The sequence below is a fragment of the Shewanella sp. ANA-3 genome (assembly GCF_000203935.1).
Taxonomy (GTDB): Bacteria; Pseudomonadota; Gammaproteobacteria; order Enterobacterales; family Shewanellaceae; genus Shewanella.
The window spans coordinates 4,817,278-4,843,022 of sequence record NC_008577.1 but is presented as its reverse complement, the minus strand read 5'-3'; the positions used below and the strand labels follow the sequence as shown (position 1 = coordinate 4,843,022).

The window sequence follows — 25,745 nt, the reverse complement described above, 5'->3', positions numbered from 1 at the left end:
CAAAAAGAACCTCCACAAGCCGATTTTTAGGGGACTTTTCAATACTGAGTCTGTTATCAGCTTGAGATTGATTTGCGGATTAAGGCATTATGGTGCCTGTCAGAGTTCCGGCTTAGTAATAAAAAGGGATTGTATATCAAAGCATTTGCTCATTATCTTAAGGTCAATATCCTCGTTGCCTTGGCTTATTTTGTCGTTGGCAAAATAGGCTTGTTGATTGCCCTACCGCCAGGTTACTCGGCCGCCATCTGGCCCGCGGCGGGGATTGCCATCGCCTCCTGCATTATGTGGCGCCAATATGCCCCTTGGTTTGGGGTGCTGCTTGGGTCTTGGCTGATTAATATCAATATCGGCGGAGCGCTTCACTTAGGTTGGCTGCCCATAGCCATTGCCTCTGCTTCGAGCTTACAAGCCTATGTTTCGGCCAAGGTGATCCGTCGTATCGACCCTGTTTTTACCTTAGATAAACCCAACACAGTGATTAAATCCTGCCTCAGCCTCGCGCTGACCTGCATGATTGCCACGCTGTTTGCGAATGCAGCCTTGGTAGTTCACGGCACCATTCCGCTCAAGGATGCCTTGGGTAGTACGGTTAATTGGTGGATTGGTGATTTACTCGGGGCGGTGATCTTTATTCCGCTCACTATGTTGATCTTCGATCAGCGCTCAATTTGGCGCTCGAGGCGTGTTCAGACAGGACTGCCGCTGTTGGTTGGTTTTTTATTCTGCGTCGGGATTTATTACTACTCGGATATGAACCAGCGGCAACAACTGCAAGATAAGTTTCAAATCCAATCCAATGCCATTATCAGCAGTGTGGAGAGTTTCCAAGAGTCTAACTTACAGCAAGTGATTGCCTTGGCCAGCCTGTTCGATAATAGCGAACAAGTGTCCGAGGACGAGTTTATTCAGTTTGGGAAGCGTAACCAACTGCAACTCGATGGTTTTCGGGCCTGGGCTTGGTCGCCACTGATTGCCGCGAGCGATAAAGACAGTTTCGAGACCGAGACCAGTACCGAGCTCGGTGAGCCCTATAAGATTAGATATTTAGAAGGCGGTGCACCGAATGCCGACGGTTGGCTGGTGCCCGTTAAGTTTGTACAACCTATGAATACTAGCCGCGCCGCACTCGGGCTAGACATCAATGGCGAGCCCTCAAGGGCGGCGGCGATAGCAAAAGTGCGCGCGACCCTATCACCTGTGATGACGGGTAAAATCCAGCTGGCGGAAGATCCTAATGGCCCAGGTGGTACTCTGTTCCTCGCGCCCGTATTCGACCGCTTAGGCAATATAGTCGGCTTTTGTTCGGCGGTGATCGATCTCCAGTCGATTATCAATGAGGTCGAGCAGGTCAAAGGCTTGCATTGGCGCCTGACGGACATGAGCGCCAAGGGCGCCTTGCTTTACGCCAATAGCCAGAAGACGTTTCCTGATTTTGAAGGCAATATCCATAGCGACAAGATGGGCCAGTACTTTCAGGCGAACCTTATGCTGGCCGACAGGCACTGGCATATAGTGATCTATGAATCCTATTCCTCCTTGATGGGGGATACTTTTAGCCTGTCGCTGCTGATGTTACTGCTCGCCTTTATTACCTGCGCCGTAGTTGGCGGTATGACCTTGGTTTCATCGGGAGAGCGACACCGCATCGCCGAAAAGGTCGCGGAAAAAACCATGGCCCTCTCGAAGGAAATTGCCCGCAGCCAGACCTTCCAAGCCACCTTGATGGAGAGTGAGCAAAGGTATCGCACCTTATTCGATAAGGCGCCCGTGGGGCACGCCTTAAAACGGCTAGAGGACGGGCAGTTTGTCGCCATCAATCAAGCCTTTATGGAGATAACCGGCTACACCCTCGAAGAGTTGCAAGCCATTGACCCATGGGAACTCACCCCCATTCGTTATCAATCGAGTGAGACCGAGCAGCTCGAACGTCTCAAGCAAACCCGTCGCTATGGCCCCTATCAGAAGCATTATCGCCATAAAGATGGTCAGCTAGTGGCCGTGAGGTTGAATGGCTCCCTGGTCACCGCTGCCAATGGTGAACAGCTGATCCTGTTTATTGTCGAAGACATTACCGAGCAGGAACGCACAGTTGCTCGGGTTAACCTACTGGCTCAGGTGTTCCAGCAAAGTGGTGAAGGCATCACCATCATGGACGCCAATGACATCATAGTGGATGTGAACAGCGCCTTTACTCAGATCACTGGCTACTCAAGGGACGAGATTATCGGTAAAAATTGCCGTTTCCTCGAGGCCGAGCGCACCGACCGTAGTATCGATGCACAGGTGCGCGCCGCCCTCGAACAGACCGGATTCTGGCAGGGGGAAGTGTGGGACAGACACAAAGAGGGTTTTGATTTCCCGAAATGGTTAATGATGTCGATAGTGCGGGATGAGACGGGCGCGATCAGCCATTACATCGGCAGTTTTACCGATATCAGCGAGCGTAAGGTGAATGAGGAGCGTATCCACTTTTTAGCTCACCACGATTCGCTAACCTTGCTGCCGAATCGTTTGAGCCTGCAATCGCGTCTGGAGAAGGTCTTTCAAGAGGCGTTTATCTCCCAAACTCAGATTGCCGTGATGTTTATCGATATGGATCATTTCAAAAATATCAACGACACCTTGGGCCACCATGTCGGTGATATGTTGTTGCTCGAAGTGGCGCGGCGCTTAAAAAACATTATGGGTAATGACGATATCGTCGCGCGTCTCGGCGGCGATGAGTTTGTGGTGGTGTTGTCCGATACGGATCACGATAGGGTCGCTAAGGTGGCAGAAGCGCTACGTAGTGGTTTGAATCAAACCTATCTCATTGATAATAAGCCGTTACACTCATCGCCGAGTATTGGTATCAGCCTGTTCCCAACCGATGGTGACAGTGTTGAAGCGCTTATGAAAAATGCCGATATGGCCATGTATCGTGCTAAGGCGGCGGGACGTAACAACTACCAGTTTTTCACCGCTGCGATGAACACCTTAGTGACTGAGCGCCAGCAAATCGAAACAGGGTTAAGGCAGGCGATCGCCTGTAATGAGTTGCTCCTATATTACCAACCGCAGGTGGATATTAGTTCCGGGCAAGTGGTTGGGGTCGAGGCGTTGATCCGCTGGCAACATCCGGAATTAGGGTTAGTCGCGCCCGATCGTTTTATCCCGATCGCCGAAGAAATTGACATGATTATCCCTATCGGCCAATGGGTATTAGAAAACGCGTTAGCACAGCTGGCCGAATGGCGTGACAAGGGCGCTAAAGGATTGCGGATGGCGGTTAATCTCTCGGCGCATCAATTACGTAAAGACACTATAGTTGCGGATATTATCAACGTGCTGACCAAGCATAAGTTGGGTAAGGGGGCGCTCGAGCTTGAAATTACCGAGAGTGTCGCCATGCAGTATCCCGAGCAAAATGCCAAGTTACTGGCCGAGTTGCGCCAGCATGGCATCGAATTGGCCATCGATGACTTTGGGACGGGTTATTCATCACTCTCTTACTTGAAGTTATTGCCATTAGACAGGCTCAAGTTAGACCGATCCTTTGTGAAGGATATTGAGAGCGATCCGAACGATGCCGCCATCAGCGCGGCGACGATTTCAATGGCACATGAGTTGGGGCTGACCGTAGTGGCCGAAGGGGTCGAGAATGAGGCGCAACTGGTGCTGTTATCGGGCATGGGCTGCGATTTAGTACAGGGATATTATTTTAGTAAACCACTGGCTGCCGATGACTGTTTCCGCTTTATCGAGCGCAATTTTTAAGCCGTTTTTTTATCCATTTAGAACTATACTTGGCTAAATCCGGCGATGGAAAGATGGATAAACTAAGGACGGCGTCATGCAAGTTATCTTCACCAAAGGTTCGAAGCGTTACGGGCAATTGCGTTGTGTGCGCATGGATGGCAGTGCGACCCAGACTCAAATGCCCGAGCAGGGGATAGCACCCCACGATATGATCCACTATGTTGTTGAAAAACGTCTGCATATTCAGGGGGCATTTTTTGCCCAAGTGCGAGCGGGGGCCGATATTAGCTTCTCCCTCGAACATAACGAAGCCTCCTTAGCCGTCGCAGATAAGACCTTAATTTGGCAGACCGAGTCGATTGTCGAATCCCTGCAATCTTTGCTGTGGTCCGCCGATACACCGACCTATGCTGGGTTTTTATACCTGTTAGAGCAGAGTTGCAGTAATCGTAAACTCGCGTTGCCCGAGGTCTCTCAAACGGACTTTGAACATATTATCAATGAGATAATGGATCTAACCCTCGAGTGGCAGGGCATGGGAGAAGGCCAGTCCTTGACCTTAAAGTTTTAAGCTGTTGAACATAAAAAAGAGCGCGAATATTCGCGCTCTTTTTATTGGTAAAGATTATTCCCTGTGGCGGCGTTCTTGGCTCTGCGCCGATCTGCCTTGGTTATGCTCAGGGCTGCGGGCCATTTGCATATTTTGGCGTGGCTCGCCCTGCCTAACTCTCGTTTCTTCCCGCTGTCTTGGCTGCACTTGGCGGGGTTGTTCAATGCGCTGCGGTTCGGCGCGTCTCACCTCGGGGCGAGCTTCCTGTCTCTGCGGCTGAGTACGGGTCTCAACGCTGCGCGGCTGCTGCTCTCGAGTCTGATACTGGCGTTGTGGACTCTCTTTAGCTTGCTCCCTCGTCGCTTTTGCCTGCATTTGCCTTACCTGATTATCATTGCGGGCATTGTCGTTACGCTCTCTTTTGTAACCTTCCTTGTTCGCTTGTGTCGAGTTTGTCGGTGCCACGCGGCGCTCTTTTAACTCGGCCTGAGTGTTTTGGTAACTGGGCGTACGCTCGCGGCTGTAGTGATTATCGCGGCTTGCGTTGTTGCCTCTGTCCTTATCTTGGCGCTTGTCATAGTTCTTGTTGTCGCGGTTATAACGTGCGTCTTGATGTTCCCGCGATTTCGAGTATTGGCTGGTAAAGTGTTGACCACTGCCAGTGGAGTGAGAATCGCGGCCACGGAACTTGTTGTCACCGTAGTAGCGTTCTTTCACCACGGGATTGTGGTACACCACGCCGCGTCTATGCTCGGGCTTATGCTTCCAAGGTTGAGCGCCGTAGCTGACTGAGTATCGCTCCCTTGGGCGATAATGGTGGGAGTGACGGTGATCGACAACGACGACTCTGTGGCTGTGCCAATGGAACGAGCTAAAGAAGTAGTTGAAGGAAATATGGATCCCGGGTGACCAGTAAAAGTAACTATGACTTGGGCGGTAAGGGTAGCCCACATAACCACCGAATTCCCAATACACGGGGGGATAGGCCACGCCCCAGCGCCAAGTGCCGTAAACCACGCGGGGATCATAGTAGGGCACATACACCACTTCGCGGCGTGCGGGCTCTATGATGATTTGGTTGTTGGCACGGGTTACCGCCATATTGCCCATATTGGCTAAGCTGTTGGCTTTATCCGCTTGTTGTCTGAGCGATTGAATGCCGTCCATTACTTGGCCTTCATCGGCCAAGAAGGCTTCGCCGAGCTTCTGGGTCCAATCTAAGTCTTCGCTCATTTTCTCTAAGACGTTAGGGAAAGCCATCAGGGCTTTAACGCTTGGATCCCAGTCTTTATCTTCGGTGCGAGACATCACCTCGTCGGTCGATAACTTAGGGTTATCCTCTAACCAACGCTGCGCCTGTACCACCTCGAGTGGATAGGTTGAGGCGATCAAAATATGGCTCAATAAACTATCGGGATAGAGTGCAATGGGCGCAAGCATCTGCTCGAGTTCGGCTTGGCTCAGTGAAGCACTTGAACCTTGGCTGACTGATACGCCTTCGGCTTGAGTTGGCGAGGTGAAAGGCAAGGTCATTAATGCCGCCGATAACACCAGCCATTTCCATCGATGTAATCTGTTCATGGTTCGCTCCAATAATCCTATTTGAGGATGTTATTGGCATCATAGGCGCGTGAATATGAACATAAGCTGAAAGTATTTTGTAGGGTAAAAAGAGTATTGCAGCGCCATTCTCAGCTTAAAAATTAACTATCTTTATGAAAAATTAAAGATTAAGCCGAGTGAGTGAAGTTAACGGTAAACTTGGCGCCGCCTAAGTTTTCTGAACGGGATACGGAAATGCGGCCGTTATAGCTATCCACTAAATCGCGGACAATCGCTAGACCAATGCCGTTGCCTTGGCGGTAAGAATCGGCGCGGATCCCACGCTCAAATATTTGAGTTTGCAGGGCTTCGCTGATCCCAGGACCATCGTCCTCAATACAGAGCTGTAGCTGATAGGCGTCGCCTGTGACGGTTAATTTGACCTGTGACTTGGCAGCCTTACAGGCATTATCGAGCAAGTTGCCTAAAATTTCGGTGAGATCGGCCTCATCGCCCTTAAATACGGCCTGTGGGGCCATTTCACCACTGAGATCTATCTGCGGTTCTCGATAAATCTTGGCTAAGGTGCGCAGCAATTTGACACCAACCTCATCCACCTTAATCCCTAAGTGCCATGATGCCGATGCTGCCGTTTGGGCGCGTTTAAGCTGATGGCTGATGATGCGACTGATATTCGACACTTGCTCGCTCGACGCCTCGCTTAAATCCGCTTGGCTCTTAATCACAGCGAGTGGTGTTTTGAGGCTATGGGCCAAATCGGCTAGGGCATTACGATAGCGTTTACGCTGGGTTTGCTCGGTATTGAGCAGGATATTCAGTTGCCGCGCGACTTCCTGCAACTCGCTCGGGTACAGGCTACTGAGCTGGGTCGATTTACCCTGTTCGACATCATGCAGCTCTTGGGTAAAGCGCGCTAGCGGCCTAATGGTCCAAATCAACCAACTCAACTGAAACACCAGCATGACTAAGATTAAGATCAACAACCAAGTCCAAAGCTGTTGATTAAACTGGGCAATTTGCTGTTGAAATTCCAACTCATCCTTAATGATATGGATAGTCACAGGCACGTTTTCGTTCAGGCTGGCAAAGCTGACGCTAAAGCTGTAGATAAGATGCGGCGCACCATCGAGGTCGATTTGCTCAAATGCACTCTTGCCCGTGGGAGGAATCGTAAAATGCTCTGGCGGCGTGATGCCCATAAAGGATTGCGAATGCCAGACTATGTTCTGCTGATGCTCGGCATTCTCTGTGGTGGCAATGGCATAGAGGCCCGATTGGATCAGGTTAAAGCGGTTTTCGAGCACTAATTCGGGGATAAAAATCCGTTTGTTTTCGACCTCTGTCACCGCTAATACCGAATACACATAGGCGCTCAGCTCGTTTTTGGCGGCGCTTTTTACTTGTTCGGTAAAGGCATCATTGAGGGCGACCCCAATCAGTGGCAGTAATACCAAAATAAACAGCAGCGCGCTGAGGACGAGCCGAGTTTTGAGGGAGTTTAATAACTGCCAGGCAAGCGCACGTTTACTCATCTGGGGAGATGACTCTTAAGCGATAACCTTGGCCGCGCAGGGTTTCGATCAGATTGTATTGGTTATCTGGGTCGAGCTTTTTGCATAAACGGCGGATAAAGACTTCGATAACGTTGGAGTCGAGGTCAAAATCCTGATCGTAGATATGTTCGGTGAGCGCGGTTTTTGACTTCACCTCGCCCTGATGCAGCATAAAGATTTCGAATAGCTTGTATTCAGAGCCGCTTAGGGTGACGAGTTCATCCCCTTTACGCACCTCTAAGCTACTGGTATTTAAACTAAAGGGACCGTTAGTGATCACTGGACTCGCCTTACCGGCCGAGCGGCGGATCAAAGCTTTGAGTCGAGCCACTAATTCTTCGGGATGAAAGGGCTTAGTAAGATAGTCATCGGCACCCGCATCGAGTCCCTCGACTTTATCCTGCCAGCTGTCGCGCGCGGTTAAGATCAAGATGGGGAACGCGCGTTCCTTTTGGCGCACGCGGCGAATCAGGCTAATGCCGTCGAGTTTAGGTAAACCGACATCGATAATCGCGGCATCATAATTATATTCAATGGCTTGGAATAAGCCTTCTTCACCGTCGCTGGCGACATCTATGCTGTAGTGAGCATCGAGCAAGTGCTGTTTTAAGTTGGCTTGAAGTGCTAAATCGTCTTCAACGAGTAAGAGTCGCATATTAATTCCTCGACACGCGCCCAGTGGCGGCATCCACCGAAACAGAAAAGACTTGGCCATCGTTATTGAGGATTTTGACTCGGTAGCCCGAACCACTCGACTGCACGCTGAGCACTTTTCCTCGATATTGACGCTGCGCCATGGCCACGGCTTGATCTGGGCTATTCACCACTAGGCGGCGCTGTTCATTCTTCACGCCTTGGCCGCGCGATTGATTACGATCATCGTGTTTATCATTGCCCGCCATGCTGCCAAAGGAGGTGCATAAGCAAGCGACTAGGGTCAGTGTCAAACCAAGTTTCATATCTGTTACCCGCGTGTTCGGCGATCTTAAGTGAATAGCTAGATGGATAGCTTATCGAGTCGACTAAGAATACCTCATCACCATAACAAACACATAGAGATCAGCCAATTGGTAAACACAATTCCTTTAAAATTCACTGTGATTCAGGTGAAATCGATTTGTAAATTACCGCCTGAACCTATTTAGCGCCCACGAGTCATATCCAGTGTTCGTGTGACATATTAGCAGTGTTAACCAAAACAGATGAATTGAGGCTGAACGGCATTTTTGCTCGCAAAAACGGCAGATTTTAATGTTCAGCTTATGTTCACCTTGAGTGCCCTCTAATGTCACCAATTTGAACGGATTATCCAATGGGGTATTCAAGATGAACGCACTCAATCAATCAGGTATCGTAGGCACAACTCACACAGCCTTTATCAAGGCAATGGTATTGGCAGGCGCATTACTGGCGCCAGCCATGGTGAGCGCAGAGTCCTTGGACGAGTCAAACTTGGCCCCCTTTAGCGCGGCCAGTATTGGGATGGCGAAAAAAGCCAATGCCGAGCAGGCCACAGAGCAAGAGCAACAGGCTCTAAGACTATTGCAGCAGTCGGCGCCCGCTCAAAGTGTGGGTGAAGCCGCTGCGGCCGCAGTTAAATCTTTAGCACCGTCGTTGTCGGCTAAGAGTCCGAGTGCTCATCGCGTGCAATTGATGGGCGCAACCCCCATGACCCGCGAACAAGTGATTGCTAAGCATACGAGTCAGCCTATCCCAAGCTCGAGTGCGACCAGTGAAGATCCCTATCGCGCCCCCGTGTATCACAGCTTTGCGATTTTTGATGCCAGCAGCCGTTTGTTTGAAGACTTTGATTACGATGGGTTTTATCAAACCTTCAGCGTGACCTTCGATGTAGATGTGTTTGGCGCATACCTCAATGAGCGCGCTGACCTGTTTGCCGAGTTGTACCTCAGCCGTAACGGCGGCCCTTGGGTGCATTACTACACCACGGACGTGTTTACTATCTACGGTGACTCAACGCAGGACGATTATGAAGTGCTGACCACCCTCTACACTGGTTATCCAACGGAGCACTACGATGTATTAATCGATGTTTATGAAGTAGGTTATAGCGATATTGTCGCCACCATTAGCGCCGATGACACCGATGGCTTATATGCCTTGCCGCTGGAAAGTAGCGACCGTGACCGTGTTGACGAAGTGATTGTGGTGGAAGAAAGCGGCGGCGCATTGTCTATCTTTGCTTTGCTTGGTCTGGGGCTTTTTGCGGCACTACGTAAACGTGAGAAGTGGGTTAATACCCTGAAATAAAATTTTATGTAAATTATCACAATTAATACTTGAGTAATACCGACTAAATTAAAAAGCAGTGTATCTATCGATGCGCTGCTTTTTTACGTCGAAATGTTTATAACAAAACCAGCAGAAATCATATGCTTGCTTTCTACCCAGCTTGATTCTTGCTATTGTTTAAATGAATTTATAAAACAGTTGGCTGTGAATGATTTTGCCAAGCGTATGTGTATGCACACGATATAAATATTAGGGCTTACGAGGCAAGCTGATGGAGTTTTCTTGTTTAACTCAGATTGTTAACACTGAACAAGATTTAGACTTACTTCCAACTAGTTCTGAATGGGCAGTTGTAGATTCAAATATTTCTGTCGATCATGGTTGGATTACTGAGGATGAGTTTAATCAGTGTCTTGGACAATTTATTGGACAACAGGTTTTTGCCTTTGAAACATTTGCACGGATTTACAAATCAACAAATATTCAAAAGCGTTTAGAGGATTCATTCGTTTTAAGTTGGTCGAATTTTAAAAAATTCCAAGAAACTACAGACATCTTGTTTGTTTACGTGGTTTCTAAACAACTAAACTGGGTATTTTATGCAAATAGGGACAAGTGGTATTTTGCTGTACATCCCTAATAACTCGAGTCGGAGCTTAGGACTCTTGCGACACGCACAAGTTTCGCGCATGTGCGGGGTGTTATATGTCAAGGACATCAAATGAAAAGTCAGCTATCGCCCGAGGCTAGTGCCCACCTTGAGGTCTTGCTTCAAGCAATATTGCTTGCGAGAACTATAAGTTGGGATAACTTAAATGGTGAAAAATCAGAGTGTGTGGCAGATTTAATGGATGCTGTACATAACATTCCGTCACACATTGAATCACCATTGAATTCAGATCAAGATTTTATCCAAATGTATTATGTTGCTTTTGATAGGAAGCACCCTATGAGCATATCCTTGGTAAATATCTATAGAGGATGTTTGTAGTTGTTAATTGTATATAATCAAGCCTGCATAGCTTCCGTTGGTCTCTGATCTCGTTCCATTCGGCCGCTGCTGGCGGCGTTGTGTGGCAATAATTGAGTAGCAAGTATGGGTGAGCACTCCAAGTTAGAAAAATACATCATTGCTAGTGATGTTGGCGGTAGTAGGGATGGTATCGGAATAGAAGTTTATTCTGGTAGCGAAATACTTATGGAAGTCTTCCGGGATGATACTCAAAAGACCCGAGAGGTCACCCTATACAAAAAGGATCTCGATCTTGAGCTTGTTGAGCAGGCAATTGATCTATTCAAAAAGGAAATCCCGTGGGAATTTCAATAATGACATCGGCACGCAAGTCATCACGTAACAAGATCCTGCTGCTAGCTGCCGCTGGGCACCGCTGTGGACGTCGTTATAACCCTCTTAAGGATAGTGTGTGAATTCACTGGATGAATACAAATCGATAATTGATGAACTCGTTAAACGAAGTCGTTCAGTTAAATCAGAGTGGGTGAAGAAAGGTCAATTTCCAGCAACATCGGAAAACGAGGAAATAAATAATCTCTTAGTTAGTTTATCCACAGAGCAAAAGAACCTTATAGTCAGTTTAATAAATGAAGCTAAATCGAGTAGAATCCATGATACTTTGGCTTACTTTAGCGAACTTCAAAACTTAAGCAATCTCACAATCTCTATCAACGGCAAAGAGTTACCTAGTGAGCCTTTTGGGACAGAGTTAAATTTTGATTATTGCGTAAGGCAATCAGGAGATGATTGGCCGGAGTGATAATCTGCCGTTCAATATGAGTTGGCTTATGCTGATTTTTGCCAACAATTTTCCGCCTTTGGCGATGCAAGACTAAGCAACTCTCGTTATTTATCGGCACTTTGCCCCCTCTACTACAAATCCCTTTTTTCTCTCTGTGTTTATCATTTCGGATTCGGGCTAGTATGGGCAAGTTACGTTAACTAAAGGAAGAGAGACATGATTGCTCAAGGTCAAACATTACCAGCGGCGACGCTAAGCCAACTGACTAAAGATGGCATGGTAAATCATCAAGTTACCGAGCTGTTCGCGGGTAAAAAAGTCGTGTTATTTGCAGTGCCTGGTGCTTTCACGCCAACCTGTTCTGAAGCGCATTTGCCAGGTTATGTCGTACTGGCCGATCAATTTAAAGCTAAAGGCGTGGATTTAATTGCCTGTGTATCGGTAAACGATGCCTTTGTAATGAAAGCCTGGGGCGAAGCGCAAAATGCATCTGAGTTACTGATGCTTGCCGATGGCGATGCGAGCTTTACTAAGGCGCTGGGACTCGAGATGGATACCGCTGGCTTTGGCGGTGTGCGTTCACAACGTTATGCGATGATCATCGATAACGGTGTGGTGACTTTACTGAATGTAGAAGCACCTAAGTCATTTGAGGTGAGCAAAGCCGAAGTGGTATTAGCGGCACTTTAATGCCTGATTAGAAAAAAATGGGAGCCTAGGCTCCCATTTTTATTGGTATCAAGTTTAAGCCGCTCGGGCTGCTACAGTGTTGGTGTCGGCTATGCCCAGGCTGGTCTCAATATCTTCCACGCTTTGTTGTACTTCTTGGGCAATCACTTCACTCTGCTGCGAACTGGTTTGCGCTTGGTCTTTTAGGTTATCCATGCTGCGAACAAACTCATCGAGGTAATCGACTTGTTCTTTGGCGTTAAGCGAACCCTGCTTGGCGGTATTGGCCATTTCACTCGCTTGATTTTGCACGGTTTGCGCCACATGCCATAGGCTCTGTGCCCGTTGTTTTTGGCTGTCGGTTGCTTGGGCGATGCCATCAACACTCTCGCCGAGAGCGAGGTTAGATTGGGTGAGCTGATGCAGGATTTTCACGATTTCATTTAACGACACCTGAGTGCGTTGACTCAGGCTTCGCACTTCGTCGGCGACCACGGCAAAGCCGCGGCCTTGCTCGCCCGCACGGGCGGCTTCGATAGCAGCATTCAGTGCCAATAGATTGGTTTGCTCGGCAATATTGCCAATCACATCAATAATTTTGGCCACATCTGCTACCGAGTTATTCAGACTTTCGAGCGAGGCGTGGCAAAGGCCGACTGCCGTTTGGGTTTGTTCTGTGGCACTCAGTACCGCTTCGGCCTCGGTCTGGCTCGACTGCATTTGGCGCATGGTTTCAGCCGCGCTTTGTTCAACAAGAGCCGAGGTGTGGCTGACCTCATTGGCGAGGCTGCGGATATGCTCGGTTTGCGACTGAGTGTCGGCGACAATGGTCTGAGTGTGTTCGGTGTGCTGCGACAGTTGAGTAATGCGCGCGACCAACTGACTTAAGGATTGAGAAACCTTAGTCATTTGTTGGCGTTGGAGTTCGTCTTCCTGCTCGAATCTGTGTAGCAATTGGTTGAAATGGCCTGCAATTTGTCCGGTTTCGCAGCGGCGATTAATGTCCAAGCGTTCGCGACTGTTGGACTCGCTTAATTGCATAAAGGCTTGATTGAGGCGTTTAAGGGGTTTAACCACGCGGTTTTGTTGCAGGATTAAATAGCCGATAGCAAATAGCGCCATAATCGAAACCATCGCATAAAGAATGATTTGCAACTCATATTTGAGCTGTTGGTTTTTGGCGGCCTGCGCCTCACCGAGGGCGATAAGTTGCTGTTCAACCCTGCTAATGGCTTGAATTAACTGCTCTTGCATCTCCTGATTGGCTTGCAGCAGTTGGTGGGTGTTGGCGACTTCTTTATTGTATCGATTGGCTAGGCTTAACAGCTCGCTGCGATCATTTTCACCCACTTCAATCTGCTCAGGCTCACTTGCGCCAAGGGCAAATTCATCGGCTTCCTGCTGCTCGTACACGCCGATTAACGGCAGGGCGTTCAGTTGGTCACGCCACTGGTTTAGTTCTTTGCTGGTGCTGTCGAGAATATTTTTAAGCTGCTGATTTTTATCGATGAGATAGCCATCGGTCAGCTGCGATAACTGATAAACAATGCTGGGTAAGTCGCGGCTTAATTGTAGGTATTGTTCGGCCACAGTGGCATTAACGGCTAAACCTTTGTCGGCGTAACTGCCGAGTCTGCGGTTATAGTCGAGCATTTCGGATTCGGCGTGGGCCAGTAGCTGTCTTGGATTGCCCGCGAGTTTGCCTGCGGCGCGGTATTTGGTATCTAAGTCTTGAATAAATTGACTCAGGCCAGTTTGCAATTCCTCATCGGCACTGCCCGCTGCGGCGAGGTTGAGTTCGCTGAGCTCTGTTTTAATCTTGCTCAGTTTGGCTTTGGCTTCTTCGAGTTGGGTCGCGTTACCGCTGGCTAAATAGCCATCGAGATCGCGGCGTACGCCCACGAGAAAATCCTGTTGTAGACCTTGGAGCACTTGGGTTTGTTGCTCAATCTGTTGTCTTTGATCGCTGCTCCACAGCACCACGGCTGCTAATAGTCCAGCAAGCAATAACAACAGCGCCGAAGCTGAGAGTGACAGCGTTGAAATCTTCATGATGCAATCTTCATTGGAAACTTTAGGAAGTTAACTGCCTAGAGTTTATGAATTTCGCGTGACATAAATATGACAACACGAGTTGAATGTCAGCGTTGTCATTCTGAATTTAGGATTTATTCCAGGGGGAGCCAGACTTGGGCTTTTAAGCCGCCCTCAGTGCGGTTAGATAAGGTCACTTGGCCTTGGTGACGGTCGATAATCCGTTTGATGATGGCGAGGCCTAGGCCAGAGCCGACACTGCCGCGTGCAATATCGCCTTGGGTAAATGGCTGAAACAGTTTGGGAATTTGTGATTCATCAATCCCGGGGCCATTATCCTCAACGCTAAAACCGATCCGCTTGCCATCAAATTGCGAGCTGATTCGCACCCAGCCCGAACCATAACGGAAGGCATTTTCGACCAGATTGCTGAGCACCCGCTTAATCGCCAGCCCTTGAAATAGGGCCTCGGGGCAGTCGCTCAGTACGACTTCAATTTGACCGTCGCGGTTGGCTTCGGCCTGCGCGATATCTTGAATGAGTTTATTAATTTGCCCGGGCTCGCGGCTCGCCTCCTGATCTTGGCGAATATAGGCAATAAACTGGCTGATAATGGCGTCCATATCTTCGATATCGTTGACGATACCGTCTTTAAGATATTGATCTTCTTCGACCATCATCTCGGAGGCGAGGCGAATGCGCGTCAGTGGCGTGCGTAAATCGTGGGAAATTCCCGCCATCAACAGGGCTCTGTCCTGTTCGAGCTGTTTCATGCTGTGGGACATCTGGTTGAAGGCATTGGTTACCTCGACCAGTTCGCTGGAGCCTTTAAGCGGCAAAGGTTCGGGAAACTCACCGCGGGAGACTGCTATTGCGGCTTTTTGTAAGCGTCTGAGTGGCCTATTTTGCTGGCGGGCAAACCACCATCCACCGGCGACACTGAGCGCACCTATCACCATTAAGTACAAGGTAAGTGGTGACAGGTCGGAAACGTTTTGCCCGATGAGTGGCACTTTAATCCACACCGAAGGCGCCTGCGGCGGGCGGATCCAAATTTGTAATACCGTGCCGTGGGTGACGCGAACTTCAGCATCGCCACCAAGGTATTCCGACATCTGTGATGACCAAAAACCGTAGTAGGTGGCCTGTTCGATTCCCGCCTCGCGGGCCTGTTGTTGGTTGTAAACCTTCATGCCATCGTCACGGACTTTGGCATTGAGCGCATCGACTATGGTTAAGTGTTCGCGGCCGATATCGATACCATCGACAAATAACAAATTGATTTGGCGGGCAATTAACTGATTGATTTGCTGATAACTGGGCTTTAACACATACACAGCCACAGTGACATAGGAGACCAGCTGATTGATCAACAGTAGACAACCAATCAGCATAACGGTTTGGCTAAAGGCGCTGCGGGGAAGAAAGCGCCACCAAAACTTAGGTTTCATCTTGATGCCAACGCACTGGCGACTTCAGGCAAGAATGGCTCATCGACGGGCTGCGCCGTCGGGTACAAACACATAGCCAAGACCCCACACGGTTTGAATGTAGCGCGGATTAGCGGGATCCTTCTCAATCAATCGGCGCAGGCGCGAAACCTGTACGTCAATTGAGCGCTCTAGCGCCGAATAATCGCGGCCGCGGGCGAGGTTCATCAATTTATCCCGCGATAAAGGCTCGCGTGGATGAGTCACTAACACTTTTAATACCGCAAACTCACCACTGGTGAGGGCGATGGCCTCATTGCCGTGGTACATCTCACGGGTGGCTAAGTCGAGGGAGAACTCGCCAAAGCTAATTTCGGCTTCCTGCTGCGCGGGTGCGCCGGGTACATCTTGGATTTGGCGACGCATTACCGCTTTGATCCGTGCCAATAATTCCCTTGGGTTAAAGGGTTTCGGCAGGTAATCATCGGCGCCGAGTTCTAGGCCGATAATGCGGTCGACCTCATCGCCCTTGGCGGTGAGCATCACAATTGGAATCGTGCTGCCCTGTTGGCGCAGGCGACGACAGATGGATAAGCCATCTTCTCCGGGCAACATCAGATCGAGCACTATCAGGTGGAAGTTTTCCCGCTCCAATAAACGGTCCATCTGCTCAGCATTGGCCGCACTGCGCACCTGATAGCCTTGCTCCATCAGGTAACGCTCGAGTAGTGCTCGTAGGCGCATATCATCATCGACGACGAGGATTTTCGAGGTTTCTTGTCCCATGGGATGTCCTTAAATTGCTCGGATTATTGCTTTTATTCTTTATGCCGTCATACAACAAAGATTAACTGGCTGAAATTGAAAACGAATCTGCCAAGAATGTGCTTAATATAGCTGGATTCAATCTGAGCGACTAGCTCATGATGTAAGCCAATCGTGGCTGAATTCGGCTAATTGCTAACTCATGTTAATACTAAGCAAATGAAATTGCATGGGAATCATGACATTTATCTAGTATGTAACTGAAATTGTAACTAAATTGGCACTAGCGACTTTTGACGCATTTATTGGCTTAAACGCTAAGCTTTATGGCAAAAGTATTTTGATTAGTCCAGAATCATAACTCTATGATTATTAATTATTAGGTGCATATGACCCTGTCGATGAGTTACAAGCAAGCCTCCAAGTGGGGGTTATTCGTCTTGCTCGTGGGACTGTTTTTCAGTGCCGTGCTCGCTTGGCAGGTGAGTCGTATCAATGCACAAACCATTTCGCAGGCGCTAGAAGAGCGCGCGCAGCAGATCAGTGAAAATGTGACAAACCGGATTACCCTGTACCAATATGGCCTACGGGGCGCCCGAGGCATGATATTGACGGCGGGCGAAGACCATATTAGTCGTTCCATGTTTCAAAACTACAGCCTGACGCGGGATGTGGATGAGGAGTTCCCTGGTGCTCGGGGTTTTGGTTTTATCAGGCGTGTCCCTAAAGAGAACGAAGCGCAGTTTTTAGCGCGGGTTAAATCGATGGATTGGCCTGACTTTCATATTCGTCAGCTCAATCCAAACGAGGGCGAAAAATATCTTATTGAATATATTGAGCCGCTCGACCGCAATAAGGCGGCAGTCGGCTTAGACATCGCCTCCGAAAGCCATCGAAAAGAAGCTGCAGACCGTGCCTTGTTGTCGGGGGCGGTGCAAATCTCTGCACCTATTACCTTAGTGCAAGCCACGGGTAAACCGCTGCAATCGTTCCTTATTTTATTACCCGTTTATCGTAGCGGTACCGTCCCTAAAACACCGGAAGAACGTCTGGCTCAGGGCTTTGGCTGGAGTTACGCGCCGTTGGTCACGACCGAAATCTTAACGGGCTTATCCCTTCATCAGAAAATGACCAAACTGATGCTGAGCGATGTGACGGATGAGCAGCAGCCGATCAATTTCTTCGAAACCCACGCCAATGACTTAAGCGAGTTATCGGATTACAGCTACAAGTCTACTAAGACGATTTTTGGGCGGCATTGGCAGTTTGAAGTGATTGCTTATCCGGCATTTATCAAATCATTACATTTAAATAAGCCGAGTCTAGTGTTGTTCAGTGGCTGCCTGTTTAGCCTGCTGCTGGCGGCCTTGATTGCTATGTGGTCTTTGAGCTTACAGCGTAAACAGCAAGTGTTAGCCGAGCAGGCACGGCGCGCCAGCATGTTGGAACACTCCCTCGATGGCATTATTAGCTATGACCTCGCCGGCAATATCACCAGTTGGAACCAAGGCGCAGAGCGACTCTTTGGCTTTACGGAGCCAGAAACTCTGGGATTGCCGAGCAGTGAGTTGATTGTGCCCCCCAGCATAGTGCTGGAGGAGCAGGCGCTATTTGCCGAAGTGTTAGCCGGAAAAACTGTGCTTAACCGAGTATCGCGCCATCAACGCGCCGATGGCAGTAACCTGTCGACCTCGACCACGGCGTTGCCCATTTACGATGAACACGGTGACATTGTTGGCTTGAGCCAAACCATACGGGATATCACGGCGCAGCAGGATGCCGAGCGGCATATTCTTAACCTCAACGCCAGTCTTGAGCGCCAAGTCGCGAAGCGCACCCATGCGTTGCAGCAGGCTCTACTCGAGAATCAGGCGTTGCTCGATACCATCAACCAACAGTTGCATTACTCAGTCACCGATTTAGACGGGGTGATCTTAGATGTGAATGAACACTTCTGTTTGATCAGTGGCTATGCGCGGGAAGAATTAGTCGGTAAGACCCACGCGGTGCTTAAGTCGGGTGAGCACGATGCTGCGTTTTGGAAGGCAATGTGGGAACAAATTAAGGCGGGTAAATCCTGGCATGGAGAAATCTGTAACCGAGGGAAAGATCAACAGCTGAAGTGGTTCGATACTGTGATTGGTTCAGTATTCGATGAGCATGGTCAAGTCGAGCGATTCGTGGCGCTGCAAACCGATATTACCGAACGTAAATTGGCACAGATTGAAAAAAATCGGATTGCGACACTCCTGACCAATGTGCTGGATGCCGCCTCCGAAATGACCATAATTGCCGCCGATCCACAGGGCATTATCACTATCTTCAACCGCGGTGCCGAGCGCATGTTGTGGTATTCCGCCGAAGAGATCATAGGCAAAACCACCCCTGCACCTTTCCATATTGCCGATGAAATTGCCGCTCGCGCCGCCGAGCTTTCTGTTGAATACGGTCAAAAAATTCAAGGTTTTGACACGTTTGTCCACAAGGCGCGGGAAGAGGGCTCCGAGACTCGTACTTGGACCTATGTGCGTAAGGATGGTAGCCAGTTACCAATCTCACTGTCAGTAACCGCGATGCGTGGTAATGACGGTGAAATCCTAGGTTACCTTGGGATTGGCGTGGATATTTCGCAAATTGTCGCCCAGCAAGAGGCCTTACTCACGGCGAGTAATCACCTCAGTAAGGCGGCGGAAGTGGCTAAACTGGGGATTTGGACCTGGAACCTGCTCGATAATTCATTGCAGTGGAACGATCGCATGTTTGCGATGTATGACCAGCCAGAAAGCCTAAAGCAGCAAGGGCTTAGCTATGAACATTGGCGGATGCGAGTGCACCCTGATGATGTAATCGAGGCCGAAGAAACGCTTAAACGCGCGGTCGAGCATGATGAACCCTATGAGCCGATTTTTAGGATCCTCACAACGGACGGCGAGGTTAGATATGTGCAGGCCGCCGCTAAAATCGAACGGGATAGGCAGGGCCATGTGATTCGGGTCATCGGCATCAATATCGACATCACCGCCCAGCGGCAGTTAGAAAAAACACTCAGAAATGCCAAGCAGGAGGCGGATACCGCCAATGCCGCTAAGTCGGCGTTCCTTGCCAATATGAGCCATGAAATCCGCACCCCCATGAATGCCGTGTTGGGGATGTTGCAGCTAATGCAATATACCGCCCTTTCGGTGCAGCAGCAGGGCTATGTGACTAAGGCGCAAACGGCCGCTAAGTCATTGCTTGGGCTGTTAAATGATATTTTAGACTTCTCAAAAATTGATGCGGGTAAGTTGAAGCTCGATCTTCATCCTTGCTCGATTGAATTGCTGATGCGGGATCTCGCCGTGGTACTGTCGGCCAATCATGGCAATAGCGATGTCGAAGTGATGTTTGATCTCGATTCGGCGCTGCCCGCGTGGCTGCTCGCCGATCAGTTAAGGTTGCAGCAGATTTTGATCAACCTTGCTGGTAATGCCCTCAAATTTACCCCACACGGACAAGTGATCGTCGGGCTGGAATGTCTACGCCACGAGGCGGAGAGCGTTACTGTACAGTTTTCGATTGTCGACAGCGGTATTGGCATCAGCGAGGAGCAAATCGAGCGGATTTTCACTGGCTTTGAGCAGGCTGAGTCTTCCACTTCTCGTCGTTTCGGCGGTACTGGGCTTGGGCTTGCGATTAGTAAACGTCTCGTCGAATTGATGGGTGGCCAACTGCAAGTGACCAGTAAGGTCGGTGTGGGCAGCCGCTTCTGGTTTGATTTAACCTTCCCCGTGATGGAAGTGGAGGCTAACCCACGCGCCGATTTGAGCGGCTATCGCATTTTGGTTGTCGATGACAATCAGATCACGACTGAGATCCTATCGAAAATCCTCAGCGATTACGGCTGTGTGGTTGAAACCGCCTCGGGTGGTTATCAAGCCATTGAAAAAGTGAAACAAGCCACTGCCAATGCTCAGCAATTTGATGTGGTATTGATGGATTGGCGCATGCCGGATATCGATGGTTTACAAACCGCCGAGATGCTGAAAAATGCTGGAACCGGCAGTTATACCCCGCTGGTGGTGATGTTAACGGCATACGGCCATGAAGTGATAGCCGAGAGTCAGCATATCAACAACGTGCCTTTTGTGAACTTTTTAACTAAACCTGTGACTTCACAAATTCTGGCCGAAGCCGTGCTTAATGCCATCGAAGGCAAGACCATGGACGCCAATCCTAAACCGCGCTCACAGCGACTCTTGGCGGGGCTCACGCTGTTAGTGGTTGAGGATAATCAATTAAACCGCGAGGTGATTGACGAGCTGCTCACCTACGAGGGCGCAACCGTTGTGCTGGCCGAAGGCGGCATTGAAGGGGTTACCCAAGTATTAGACAGCGGCGACATGTTTGATGCCGTGATTATGGATATGCAAATGCCTGATATTGATGGCCTAGAAGCCACGCGGCGGATCCGCGCCGATGGCCGCTTTGACCAGTTGCCTATCCTGGCGATGACGGCCAATGCCTCGCAGGCGGATAAACAGGAATGCCTCGAGGCGGGCATGAATGCCCACGTGAGCAAACCCATAGATATGCAGCAGTTATTGCCAAATATTCTGCGGCTGGTGGGGCGTGATGCGGCACAGTTCGCAGAGCCTGAGTCAATGCATCTTGACGCTCAGCATAATCTCGAAGGCGAGACCCTGCTCGACGATATTCGCTTGATCCTGCGCCGCTTTGGCGGCAACCAAGTATTTTTCGAGAAAATGGCGAGCAGTTTTGCCCCTGAAATGATCAAACAGCTAAGCTTGTTCAAGCAATCGACAAAAACCTTTGATTACGCCACCACAGCGGCGATTAGCCATGCGATTAAAGGCATTGCCAGCAACTTTGGTGCGAGGCGTTTAGCCGTGCATGCAGCATTTTTAGAAAAACAATTTAAACAAGAAGGCCTAGAGCTGCTGGAAATAAAACGCTGGACGGATACACTGGAGTCCTTAATTAATCAAAGTATTGAGCAGCTTTCTGGCTTTTTACCCAAGACACAGTTAAAACAGTCGCAATCGAGCGAGTCTGCAAACGGTGTTGTGGATATACAAAGTGTTCGAGCCGAGTTGGATAACTTGGCCTCCCTCTTACAGGAAAATAATTTAGAAGCCGTGACTCTTGTAGATAAACTCGCAAAACCGCTCTCACAGCACCCACAATGGACTGAGCTAAATGGACAAGTGCAATCCCTCGCCTTTATGCAAGCCTTAGAGACATTGCGTGCGATGATGTTGGAGAATGCCTAGTGCAGTATTTAAGTGAATTAATGGCGACGCAACAGGCCACCAAAGGCAAGATTCTGATCGTGGATGATCAGCCACTGAATATCAAAATCTTGCATCAATTGTTCCATGAAGAATATGAGATGTTCATGGCGACGAGTGGTGAGCAGGCGCTGCAGGTATGCCAAAAAATGCAGCCCGATCTGGTGTTATTAGACATCGAAATGCCTGAGATGACGGGCTATGAAGTCTGCCAGCGACTAAAAGCCGACCCCGCCACCGCCAATATTGGGGTGATCTTTATTACTGCCCATTTTGATGAGATGGAAGAAGTGAAGGGCTTTCAACTCGGCGCGGTGGATTTTATTCACAAACCGATCAACCCCATCATCACCAGTGCGCGGGTAAAGAACCAGTATCTACTTAAGCGCCAATCCGATGTATTGCATTCCATCGCCTTGCTCGACAGTTTGACTGGTGTGGCTAACCGTCGCCAATTCGAGCAACGCTTACCCGAAATCTGGCGCCATTGCAGCCGTAATCAGGCGTATTTGTCCGTTATCATGCTGGATGTGGACTTTTTTAAACGCTATAACGATCGCTATGGTCATCAGGAAGGTGATCAATGTTTGCGACTGGTCGCCGATGCCGTTAAAGGTATGTTAAAACGTCCTAACGATCTTATCGCCCGTTACGGTGGCGAGGAGTTTATCTGTATCCTGCCAGAGGCTAAGCTGTCTGGCGCCATGCGTCTCGCACAGGCGATGGTAGATGCGGTGCATGCCCTGCATTTAGAGCATCTAGACTCAGAGTTTGGTGAGGTCACAGTGAGCGCCGGTATTGCCACAATTCAGCCACTCGCCGAGCAAAGTTGGGAGTCTTTGGTTGAAGTTGCGGATCAGCAGCTATATATCGCTAAACATAATGGCCGTAATCAAGTCGTTGGTATCGATATCGAACCGGCGCAATAATCTTGTTTGAGTGTCGAGTAAAGTGACTCGACATGGTTAAACCTGTGGATAGTGAGTTATGAAAGCGCATTTGATCACCCGCCAAGGCTGGATGACCTTAGATAAAGAATTAAAGTACCTGTGGAAGGAATATCGTCCGCAGATCACCCTTAAAGTGCAAGAGGCAGCCGCCCAGGGCGATAGAAGTGAAAACGCGGATTACACTTACAATAAAAGACTTCTACGTCAAATAGATAGTCGGGTTAGATATCTGGTCAAACGCCTCGAAGAACTTAAAATCGTCGACTATTCTCCCCAGCAGGAAGGCAAAATTTACTTTGGCGCTTGGTTCGAGCTCGAAAACGAAGCGGGCGAGTGCGTGCGTTATCGTATCGTCGGTAAGGATGAGCTCGACACTAAACTCGGCTATATCACCATAGATTCTCCCATGGCGCGGGCACTGATCGGCAAACAGGTCGATGATGAAGTGGTCGTGCAAACCCCTTCGGGTCCGAAGGAATGGTATATCAATGACATCCGCTATACCCCATTCGAGACGCCGCTCGAGGGCGAGCCAGAATAACCTTTAGTAGATCAAACTCTCGTCGATTTTCATGCTGAAATCGACAGCATCATATGAAATAACGACTGCGCCTGTGGTATCTTGGGCGCAATTAGGATCAATCAAACCCTTAGGCACGATACTTTATTTATGCAGACTATTGCCCAAATTATTGCTCAGGAACTGAATGTTCAGGAGCATCAAGTCACTGCCACCATAGATTTGCTCGACAATGGTGCCACAGTTCCCTTCGTCGCCCGTTACCGTAAAGAAGCGACCGGTGGTTTAGATGACACCCAATTACGTACACTGCACACCCGTTTAGGCTATTTACGTGAGCTGAATGACAGACGTCAGGTCATTTTATCCAGCATTCAAACTCAGGGTAAGTTAACGCCTGAATTACAAAGGGAAATCGAAGGTGCCGACAGTAAGACTCGCCTCGAGGATCTGTATCTTCCCTTCAAGCCTAAGCGCCGCACTAAGGGCCAAATTGCGATTGAAGCGGGTTTAGAACCGCTTGTTGAAGCTGTGCTTGCCGATCGCAAGGCGGATATTGAAGCATTGGCCGCGGGTTATCTAAATCTCGAAGCGGGTTTTGCCGATACCAAAGCCGTGCTGGAAGGCGCCCGTTATATTCTGATGGAGCGTTACGCCGAAGATGCGGAATTACTGCGTAAAGTTCGTGACCACCTAAGTCAAAACAGTGTGTTAGAAAGCCGCGTTATCGCAGGCAAAGAGAAGGAAGGCGCGAAGTTTCGCGACTATTTCGAGCACAATGAACCTCTGGCGAAAGTGCCGTCACACCGCGCCTTGGCGATGTTGCGTGGCCGCAATGAGGGCTTCCTCTCCTTATCAATGAATGCCGATCCTGCAGCCGAAGCGGGTCAGGGCAGTTACTGCGAAGTCATTATTAGCGAACACTTAGGCCTGAAACTTGGCGAGAGCAGTGTTGACCAATGGCTTAAGACCGTCGTGACCGCCACATGGCGGATTAAAATTGCTCTGCAGATGGAAACCGAGTTTATCTCGCAAATGCGTGAGCGCGCCGAAGCGGAAGCCATTAAGGTGTTTGCCCGTAACTTAGGCGACTTGTTAATGGCCGCACCAGCGGGTGCCAAAGCCACCATGGGGCTAGACCCTGGTCTACGCACGGGCGTTAAAGTGGCTATAGTGGATAACACGGGTAAGTTAGTGGCACACACGACTATCTTCCCACATGCGCCGCAGAATTTGTGGGACAAGTCGATTCGCACCCTCGCCAACCTAGCGCAAATGCATAAGGTAGAATTAATCGCGATTGGTAACGGCACTGCATCACGCGAAACTGACAAGTTAGCGGGTGAGTTGATTGCCAGCCTTAAGGACAGCCAACCGCAACTGACCAAGGTGATGGTGAGTGAAGCGGGTGCGTCCGTGTATTCCGCCTCTGAACTCGCCGCACTGGAGTTCCCTGAGTTGGACGTGTCTATCCGTGGCGCCGTTTCGATTGCTCGCCGTTTACAGGATCCCTTAGCGGAACTGGTGAAGATTGAGCCAAAATCCATCGGTGTGGGTCAATACCAGCACGATGTGAGTCAAAGCCAGCTGTCTAGCTCGCTCGAAGCCGTGGTCGAAGACTGCGTAAACGGTGTGGGCGTGGATTTAAACATGGCATCGGTGCCTTTGCTGTCGCAAGTTGCAGGGTTAAACAAGACCTTAGCGAAAAACGTGGTCGACTACCGCGATGCCAATGGCGCCTTCAAAAACCGTAAAGAACTGCTGAAAGTGCCACGCTTAGGCCCTAAAGCCTTTGAACAAGCCGCGGGCTTTTTGCGGATCCGTGATGGCGACAATCCCTTAGATATGTCGGCGGTTCACCCCGAAGCCTATGCACTGGTCGAAACTATCGCTAAGACCAAGCAAGTGGAGCTGGCGAGTCTTATCGGTAATTCTGAGCTGCTACGTAATATCAAGCCGCAGGAGTTTACGACCCCTGAGTTTGGTTTACCGACAGTGACCGACATCCTAAGCGAGCTGGATAAACCGGGCCGTGACCCCCGTGGTGAGTTTAAAACCGCCAAATTTAAGGATGGGGTTGAGGAGCTTAAGGATCTGAAACCTGAGATGATCCTCGAAGGTGTTGTCACTAACGTGACTAACTTTGGTGCCTTTGTGGATATCGGCGTGCATCAAGATGGTTTAGTGCATATCTCGTCATTAACCGACAAGTTTATTACCGATCCCCATACCGTGGTGAAAGCGGGTGATGTCGTGAAAGTGAAGGTGATGGAGGTCGATGTCGAGCGTCGTCGTATTGGCTTGAGTATGCGTCTGGACGAGGCTATCGATCAGAGCAAGAGTCAATCACGCGGTCCATCTCAAGGTAAGCCACAGGCTCATAAGGGCAATGCACAGCATAAATCTGCACGTCCCGCGCCAAAAGCTGCACCTGTCAACGCGGCTATGGGCAATGCCTTTGCCGACGCCTTCGCTAAGCTGAAAAAGTAATCTGACTAGGTCGGCTCGAATATACACTTGTGTGCGAGCCGACATTTTTTTACTTGTTAGCCACAAAATTGTTGCATATATGCTGTCCTAGGTAATATAAAGTCGGCATTTAATGCAACGTTAAGCAAAATCGGTTGTCATAACACAACTTTTTCACCGATTTTTCTCAAATTGACACTCCA

General features: G+C 49.4%; 19 protein-coding genes. 12 read left to right on the top strand and 7 right to left on the bottom strand.

Annotated elements, in window-relative coordinates:
• The first annotated feature begins 129 nt into the window (after positions 1 to 129).
• Both SHEWANA3_RS21060 and SHEWANA3_RS21055 read left to right on the top strand, forming a co-directional pair.
• The gene (locus SHEWANA3_RS21060) at positions 130 to 3,759 is read left to right on the top strand and encodes an EAL domain-containing protein (RefSeq protein WP_041412873.1); all 3,630 of its coding nucleotides are present in this window, start codon (positions 130 to 132) and stop codon (positions 3,757 to 3,759) included.
• A 76-nt stretch (positions 3,760 to 3,835) separates the two neighbouring features.
• Positions 3,836 to 4,312, top strand: coding sequence for a hypothetical protein (locus SHEWANA3_RS21055; RefSeq protein WP_011718742.1), 477 nt, complete (start codon positions 3,836 to 3,838; stop codon positions 4,310 to 4,312).
• A gap of 54 nt (positions 4,313 to 4,366) precedes the next feature.
• Here the strand turns inward: SHEWANA3_RS21055 and SHEWANA3_RS21050 are convergent, their stop codons facing one another.
• The 4 genes from SHEWANA3_RS21050 to SHEWANA3_RS21035 form a co-directional block, all read right to left on the bottom strand.
• The gene (locus SHEWANA3_RS21050; RefSeq protein WP_011718741.1) at positions 4,367 to 5,872 is read right to left on the bottom strand and encodes a DUF3300 domain-containing protein; all 1,506 of its coding nucleotides are present in this window, start codon (positions 5,870 to 5,872) and stop codon (positions 4,367 to 4,369) included.
• Positions 5,873 to 6,021: 149 nt separating this feature from the next.
• Positions 6,022 to 7,386, bottom strand: coding sequence for an ATP-binding protein (locus SHEWANA3_RS21045; protein WP_011718740.1), 1,365 nt, complete (start codon positions 7,384 to 7,386; stop codon positions 6,022 to 6,024).
• The gene (locus SHEWANA3_RS21040; protein WP_011718739.1) at positions 7,379 to 8,062 is read right to left on the bottom strand and encodes a response regulator transcription factor; all 684 of its coding nucleotides are present in this window, start codon (positions 8,060 to 8,062) and stop codon (positions 7,379 to 7,381) included. Before SHEWANA3_RS21040 ends, SHEWANA3_RS21045 begins: the two co-directional genes overlap by 8 nt.
• A gap of 1 nt (position 8,063) precedes the next feature.
• Positions 8,064 to 8,366 (bottom strand): PepSY domain-containing protein, encoded by a 303-nt coding sequence (locus SHEWANA3_RS21035; RefSeq protein ID WP_011624537.1) that lies wholly within the window; start codon positions 8,364 to 8,366, stop codon positions 8,064 to 8,066.
• 367 nt (positions 8,367 to 8,733) lie between these two features.
• On the opposite strand from SHEWANA3_RS21035, the gene SHEWANA3_RS21030 reads away from it, so the two are divergent.
• The 6 genes from SHEWANA3_RS21030 to SHEWANA3_RS21005 all read left to right on the top strand — a co-directional run bounded on the left by SHEWANA3_RS21030 (position 8,734) and on the right by SHEWANA3_RS21005 (position 12,107).
• Positions 8,734 to 9,678 carry a choice-of-anchor H family protein gene (locus SHEWANA3_RS21030; protein WP_011718738.1) on the top strand — a complete coding sequence of 315 codons (945 nt, stop codon included), beginning with the start codon at positions 8,734 to 8,736 and terminating at the stop codon, positions 9,676 to 9,678.
• A 253-nt stretch (positions 9,679 to 9,931) separates the two neighbouring features.
• Positions 9,932 to 10,300, top strand: a complete 369-nt coding sequence (locus SHEWANA3_RS21025) for a hypothetical protein (protein ID WP_041412870.1) — start codon at positions 9,932 to 9,934, stop codon at positions 10,298 to 10,300.
• A gap of 81 nt (positions 10,301 to 10,381) precedes the next feature.
• A complete protein-coding gene (locus tag SHEWANA3_RS21020) occupies positions 10,382 to 10,651 on the top strand; it encodes a hypothetical protein (RefSeq protein WP_041412868.1) in 270 nt (89 codons plus the stop codon).
• 105 nt (positions 10,652 to 10,756) lie between these two features.
• Positions 10,757 to 10,987: a hypothetical protein gene (locus tag SHEWANA3_RS21015; RefSeq protein WP_011718737.1), complete on the top strand. Its 231-nt coding sequence runs from the start codon at positions 10,757 to 10,759 to the stop codon at positions 10,985 to 10,987.
• A 97-nt stretch (positions 10,988 to 11,084) separates the two neighbouring features.
• On the top strand, positions 11,085 to 11,435 hold the full coding sequence (locus SHEWANA3_RS21010) for a DUF6547 family protein (protein WP_011718736.1): 351 nt from the start codon (positions 11,085 to 11,087) through the stop codon (positions 11,433 to 11,435).
• 198 nt (positions 11,436 to 11,633) lie between these two features.
• Positions 11,634 to 12,107, top strand: coding sequence for a peroxiredoxin (locus SHEWANA3_RS21005; RefSeq protein ID WP_011624535.1), 474 nt, complete (start codon positions 11,634 to 11,636; stop codon positions 12,105 to 12,107).
• A gap of 54 nt (positions 12,108 to 12,161) precedes the next feature.
• On the opposite strand, the gene SHEWANA3_RS21000 is transcribed toward SHEWANA3_RS21005, so the two are convergent.
• From SHEWANA3_RS21000 to ompR, 3 genes are all read right to left on the bottom strand, one after another.
• Positions 12,162 to 14,138 carry a methyl-accepting chemotaxis protein gene (locus tag SHEWANA3_RS21000; RefSeq protein WP_011718735.1) on the bottom strand — a complete coding sequence of 659 codons (1,977 nt, stop codon included), beginning with the start codon at positions 14,136 to 14,138 and terminating at the stop codon, positions 12,162 to 12,164.
• A 116-nt stretch (positions 14,139 to 14,254) separates the two neighbouring features.
• Complete coding sequence (envZ, locus tag SHEWANA3_RS20995; RefSeq protein ID WP_011718734.1) at positions 14,255 to 15,571, bottom strand: two-component system sensor histidine kinase EnvZ; 1,317 nt, start codon at positions 15,569 to 15,571, stop codon at positions 14,255 to 14,257.
• A 39-nt stretch (positions 15,572 to 15,610) separates the two neighbouring features.
• Complete coding sequence (ompR, locus tag SHEWANA3_RS20990) at positions 15,611 to 16,336, bottom strand: two-component system response regulator OmpR (RefSeq protein ID WP_011718733.1); 726 nt, start codon at positions 16,334 to 16,336, stop codon at positions 15,611 to 15,613.
• Positions 16,337 to 16,704: 368 nt separating this feature from the next.
• On the opposite strand from ompR, the gene SHEWANA3_RS20985 reads away from it, so the two are divergent.
• The 4 genes from SHEWANA3_RS20985 to SHEWANA3_RS20970 all read left to right on the top strand — a co-directional run bounded on the left by SHEWANA3_RS20985 (position 16,705) and on the right by SHEWANA3_RS20970 (position 25,563).
• Positions 16,705 to 21,585: a PAS domain S-box protein gene (locus SHEWANA3_RS20985; protein ID WP_011718732.1), complete on the top strand. Its 4,881-nt coding sequence runs from the start codon at positions 16,705 to 16,707 to the stop codon at positions 21,583 to 21,585.
• A gap of 20 nt (positions 21,586 to 21,605) precedes the next feature.
• A complete protein-coding gene (locus SHEWANA3_RS20980) occupies positions 21,606 to 22,532 on the top strand; it encodes a diguanylate cyclase (protein ID WP_041413189.1) in 927 nt (308 codons plus the stop codon).
• 58 nt (positions 22,533 to 22,590) lie between these two features.
• Positions 22,591 to 23,094 (top strand): transcription elongation factor GreB, encoded by a 504-nt coding sequence (gene greB / locus SHEWANA3_RS20975; protein WP_011718730.1) that lies wholly within the window; start codon positions 22,591 to 22,593, stop codon positions 23,092 to 23,094.
• 129 nt (positions 23,095 to 23,223) lie between these two features.
• Positions 23,224 to 25,563, top strand: coding sequence for a Tex family protein (locus SHEWANA3_RS20970; protein ID WP_011718729.1), 2,340 nt, complete (start codon positions 23,224 to 23,226; stop codon positions 25,561 to 25,563).
• The last annotated feature ends 182 nt before the right edge of the window (positions 25,564 to 25,745 follow it).

Bases quoted from the DNA above. Each gene is read 5' to 3' on its own strand.
- SHEWANA3_RS21055 (WP_011718742.1), top strand. From the start codon at position 3,836: ATGCAAGTTATCTTCACCAAAGGTTCGAAGCGTTACGGGCAATTGCGT.
- SHEWANA3_RS21050 (WP_011718741.1), bottom strand. From the start codon at position 5,872: ATGAACAGATTACATCGATGGAAATGGCTGGTGTTATCGGCGGCATTA.
- SHEWANA3_RS21045 (WP_011718740.1), bottom strand. From the start codon at position 7,386: ATGAGTAAACGTGCGCTTGCCTGGCAGTTATTAAACTCCCTCAAAACT.
- SHEWANA3_RS21040 (WP_011718739.1), bottom strand. From the start codon at position 8,062: ATGCGACTCTTACTCGTTGAAGACGATTTAGCACTTCAAGCCAACTTA.
- SHEWANA3_RS21035 (WP_011624537.1), bottom strand. From the start codon at position 8,366: ATGAAACTTGGTTTGACACTGACCCTAGTCGCTTGCTTATGCACCTCC.
- SHEWANA3_RS21030 (WP_011718738.1), top strand. From the start codon at position 8,734: ATGAACGCACTCAATCAATCAGGTATCGTAGGCACAACTCACACAGCC.
- SHEWANA3_RS21025 (WP_041412870.1), top strand. From the start codon at position 9,932: ATGGAGTTTTCTTGTTTAACTCAGATTGTTAACACTGAACAAGATTTA.
- SHEWANA3_RS21020 (WP_041412868.1), top strand. From the start codon at position 10,382: ATGAAAAGTCAGCTATCGCCCGAGGCTAGTGCCCACCTTGAGGTCTTG.
- SHEWANA3_RS21015 (WP_011718737.1), top strand. From the start codon at position 10,757: ATGGGTGAGCACTCCAAGTTAGAAAAATACATCATTGCTAGTGATGTT.
- SHEWANA3_RS21005 (WP_011624535.1), top strand. From the start codon at position 11,634: ATGATTGCTCAAGGTCAAACATTACCAGCGGCGACGCTAAGCCAACTG.
- SHEWANA3_RS21000 (WP_011718735.1), bottom strand. From the start codon at position 14,138: ATGAAGATTTCAACGCTGTCACTCTCAGCTTCGGCGCTGTTGTTATTG.
- envZ (WP_011718734.1), bottom strand. From the start codon at position 15,571: ATGAAACCTAAGTTTTGGTGGCGCTTTCTTCCCCGCAGCGCCTTTAGC.
- ompR (WP_011718733.1), bottom strand. From the start codon at position 16,336: ATGGGACAAGAAACCTCGAAAATCCTCGTCGTCGATGATGATATGCGC.
- SHEWANA3_RS20985 (WP_011718732.1), top strand. From the start codon at position 16,705: ATGACCCTGTCGATGAGTTACAAGCAAGCCTCCAAGTGGGGGTTATTC.
- SHEWANA3_RS20980 (WP_041413189.1), top strand. From the start codon at position 21,606: ATGGCGACGCAACAGGCCACCAAAGGCAAGATTCTGATCGTGGATGAT.
- greB (WP_011718730.1), top strand. From the start codon at position 22,591: ATGAAAGCGCATTTGATCACCCGCCAAGGCTGGATGACCTTAGATAAA.
- SHEWANA3_RS20970 (WP_011718729.1), top strand. From the start codon at position 23,224: ATGCAGACTATTGCCCAAATTATTGCTCAGGAACTGAATGTTCAGGAG.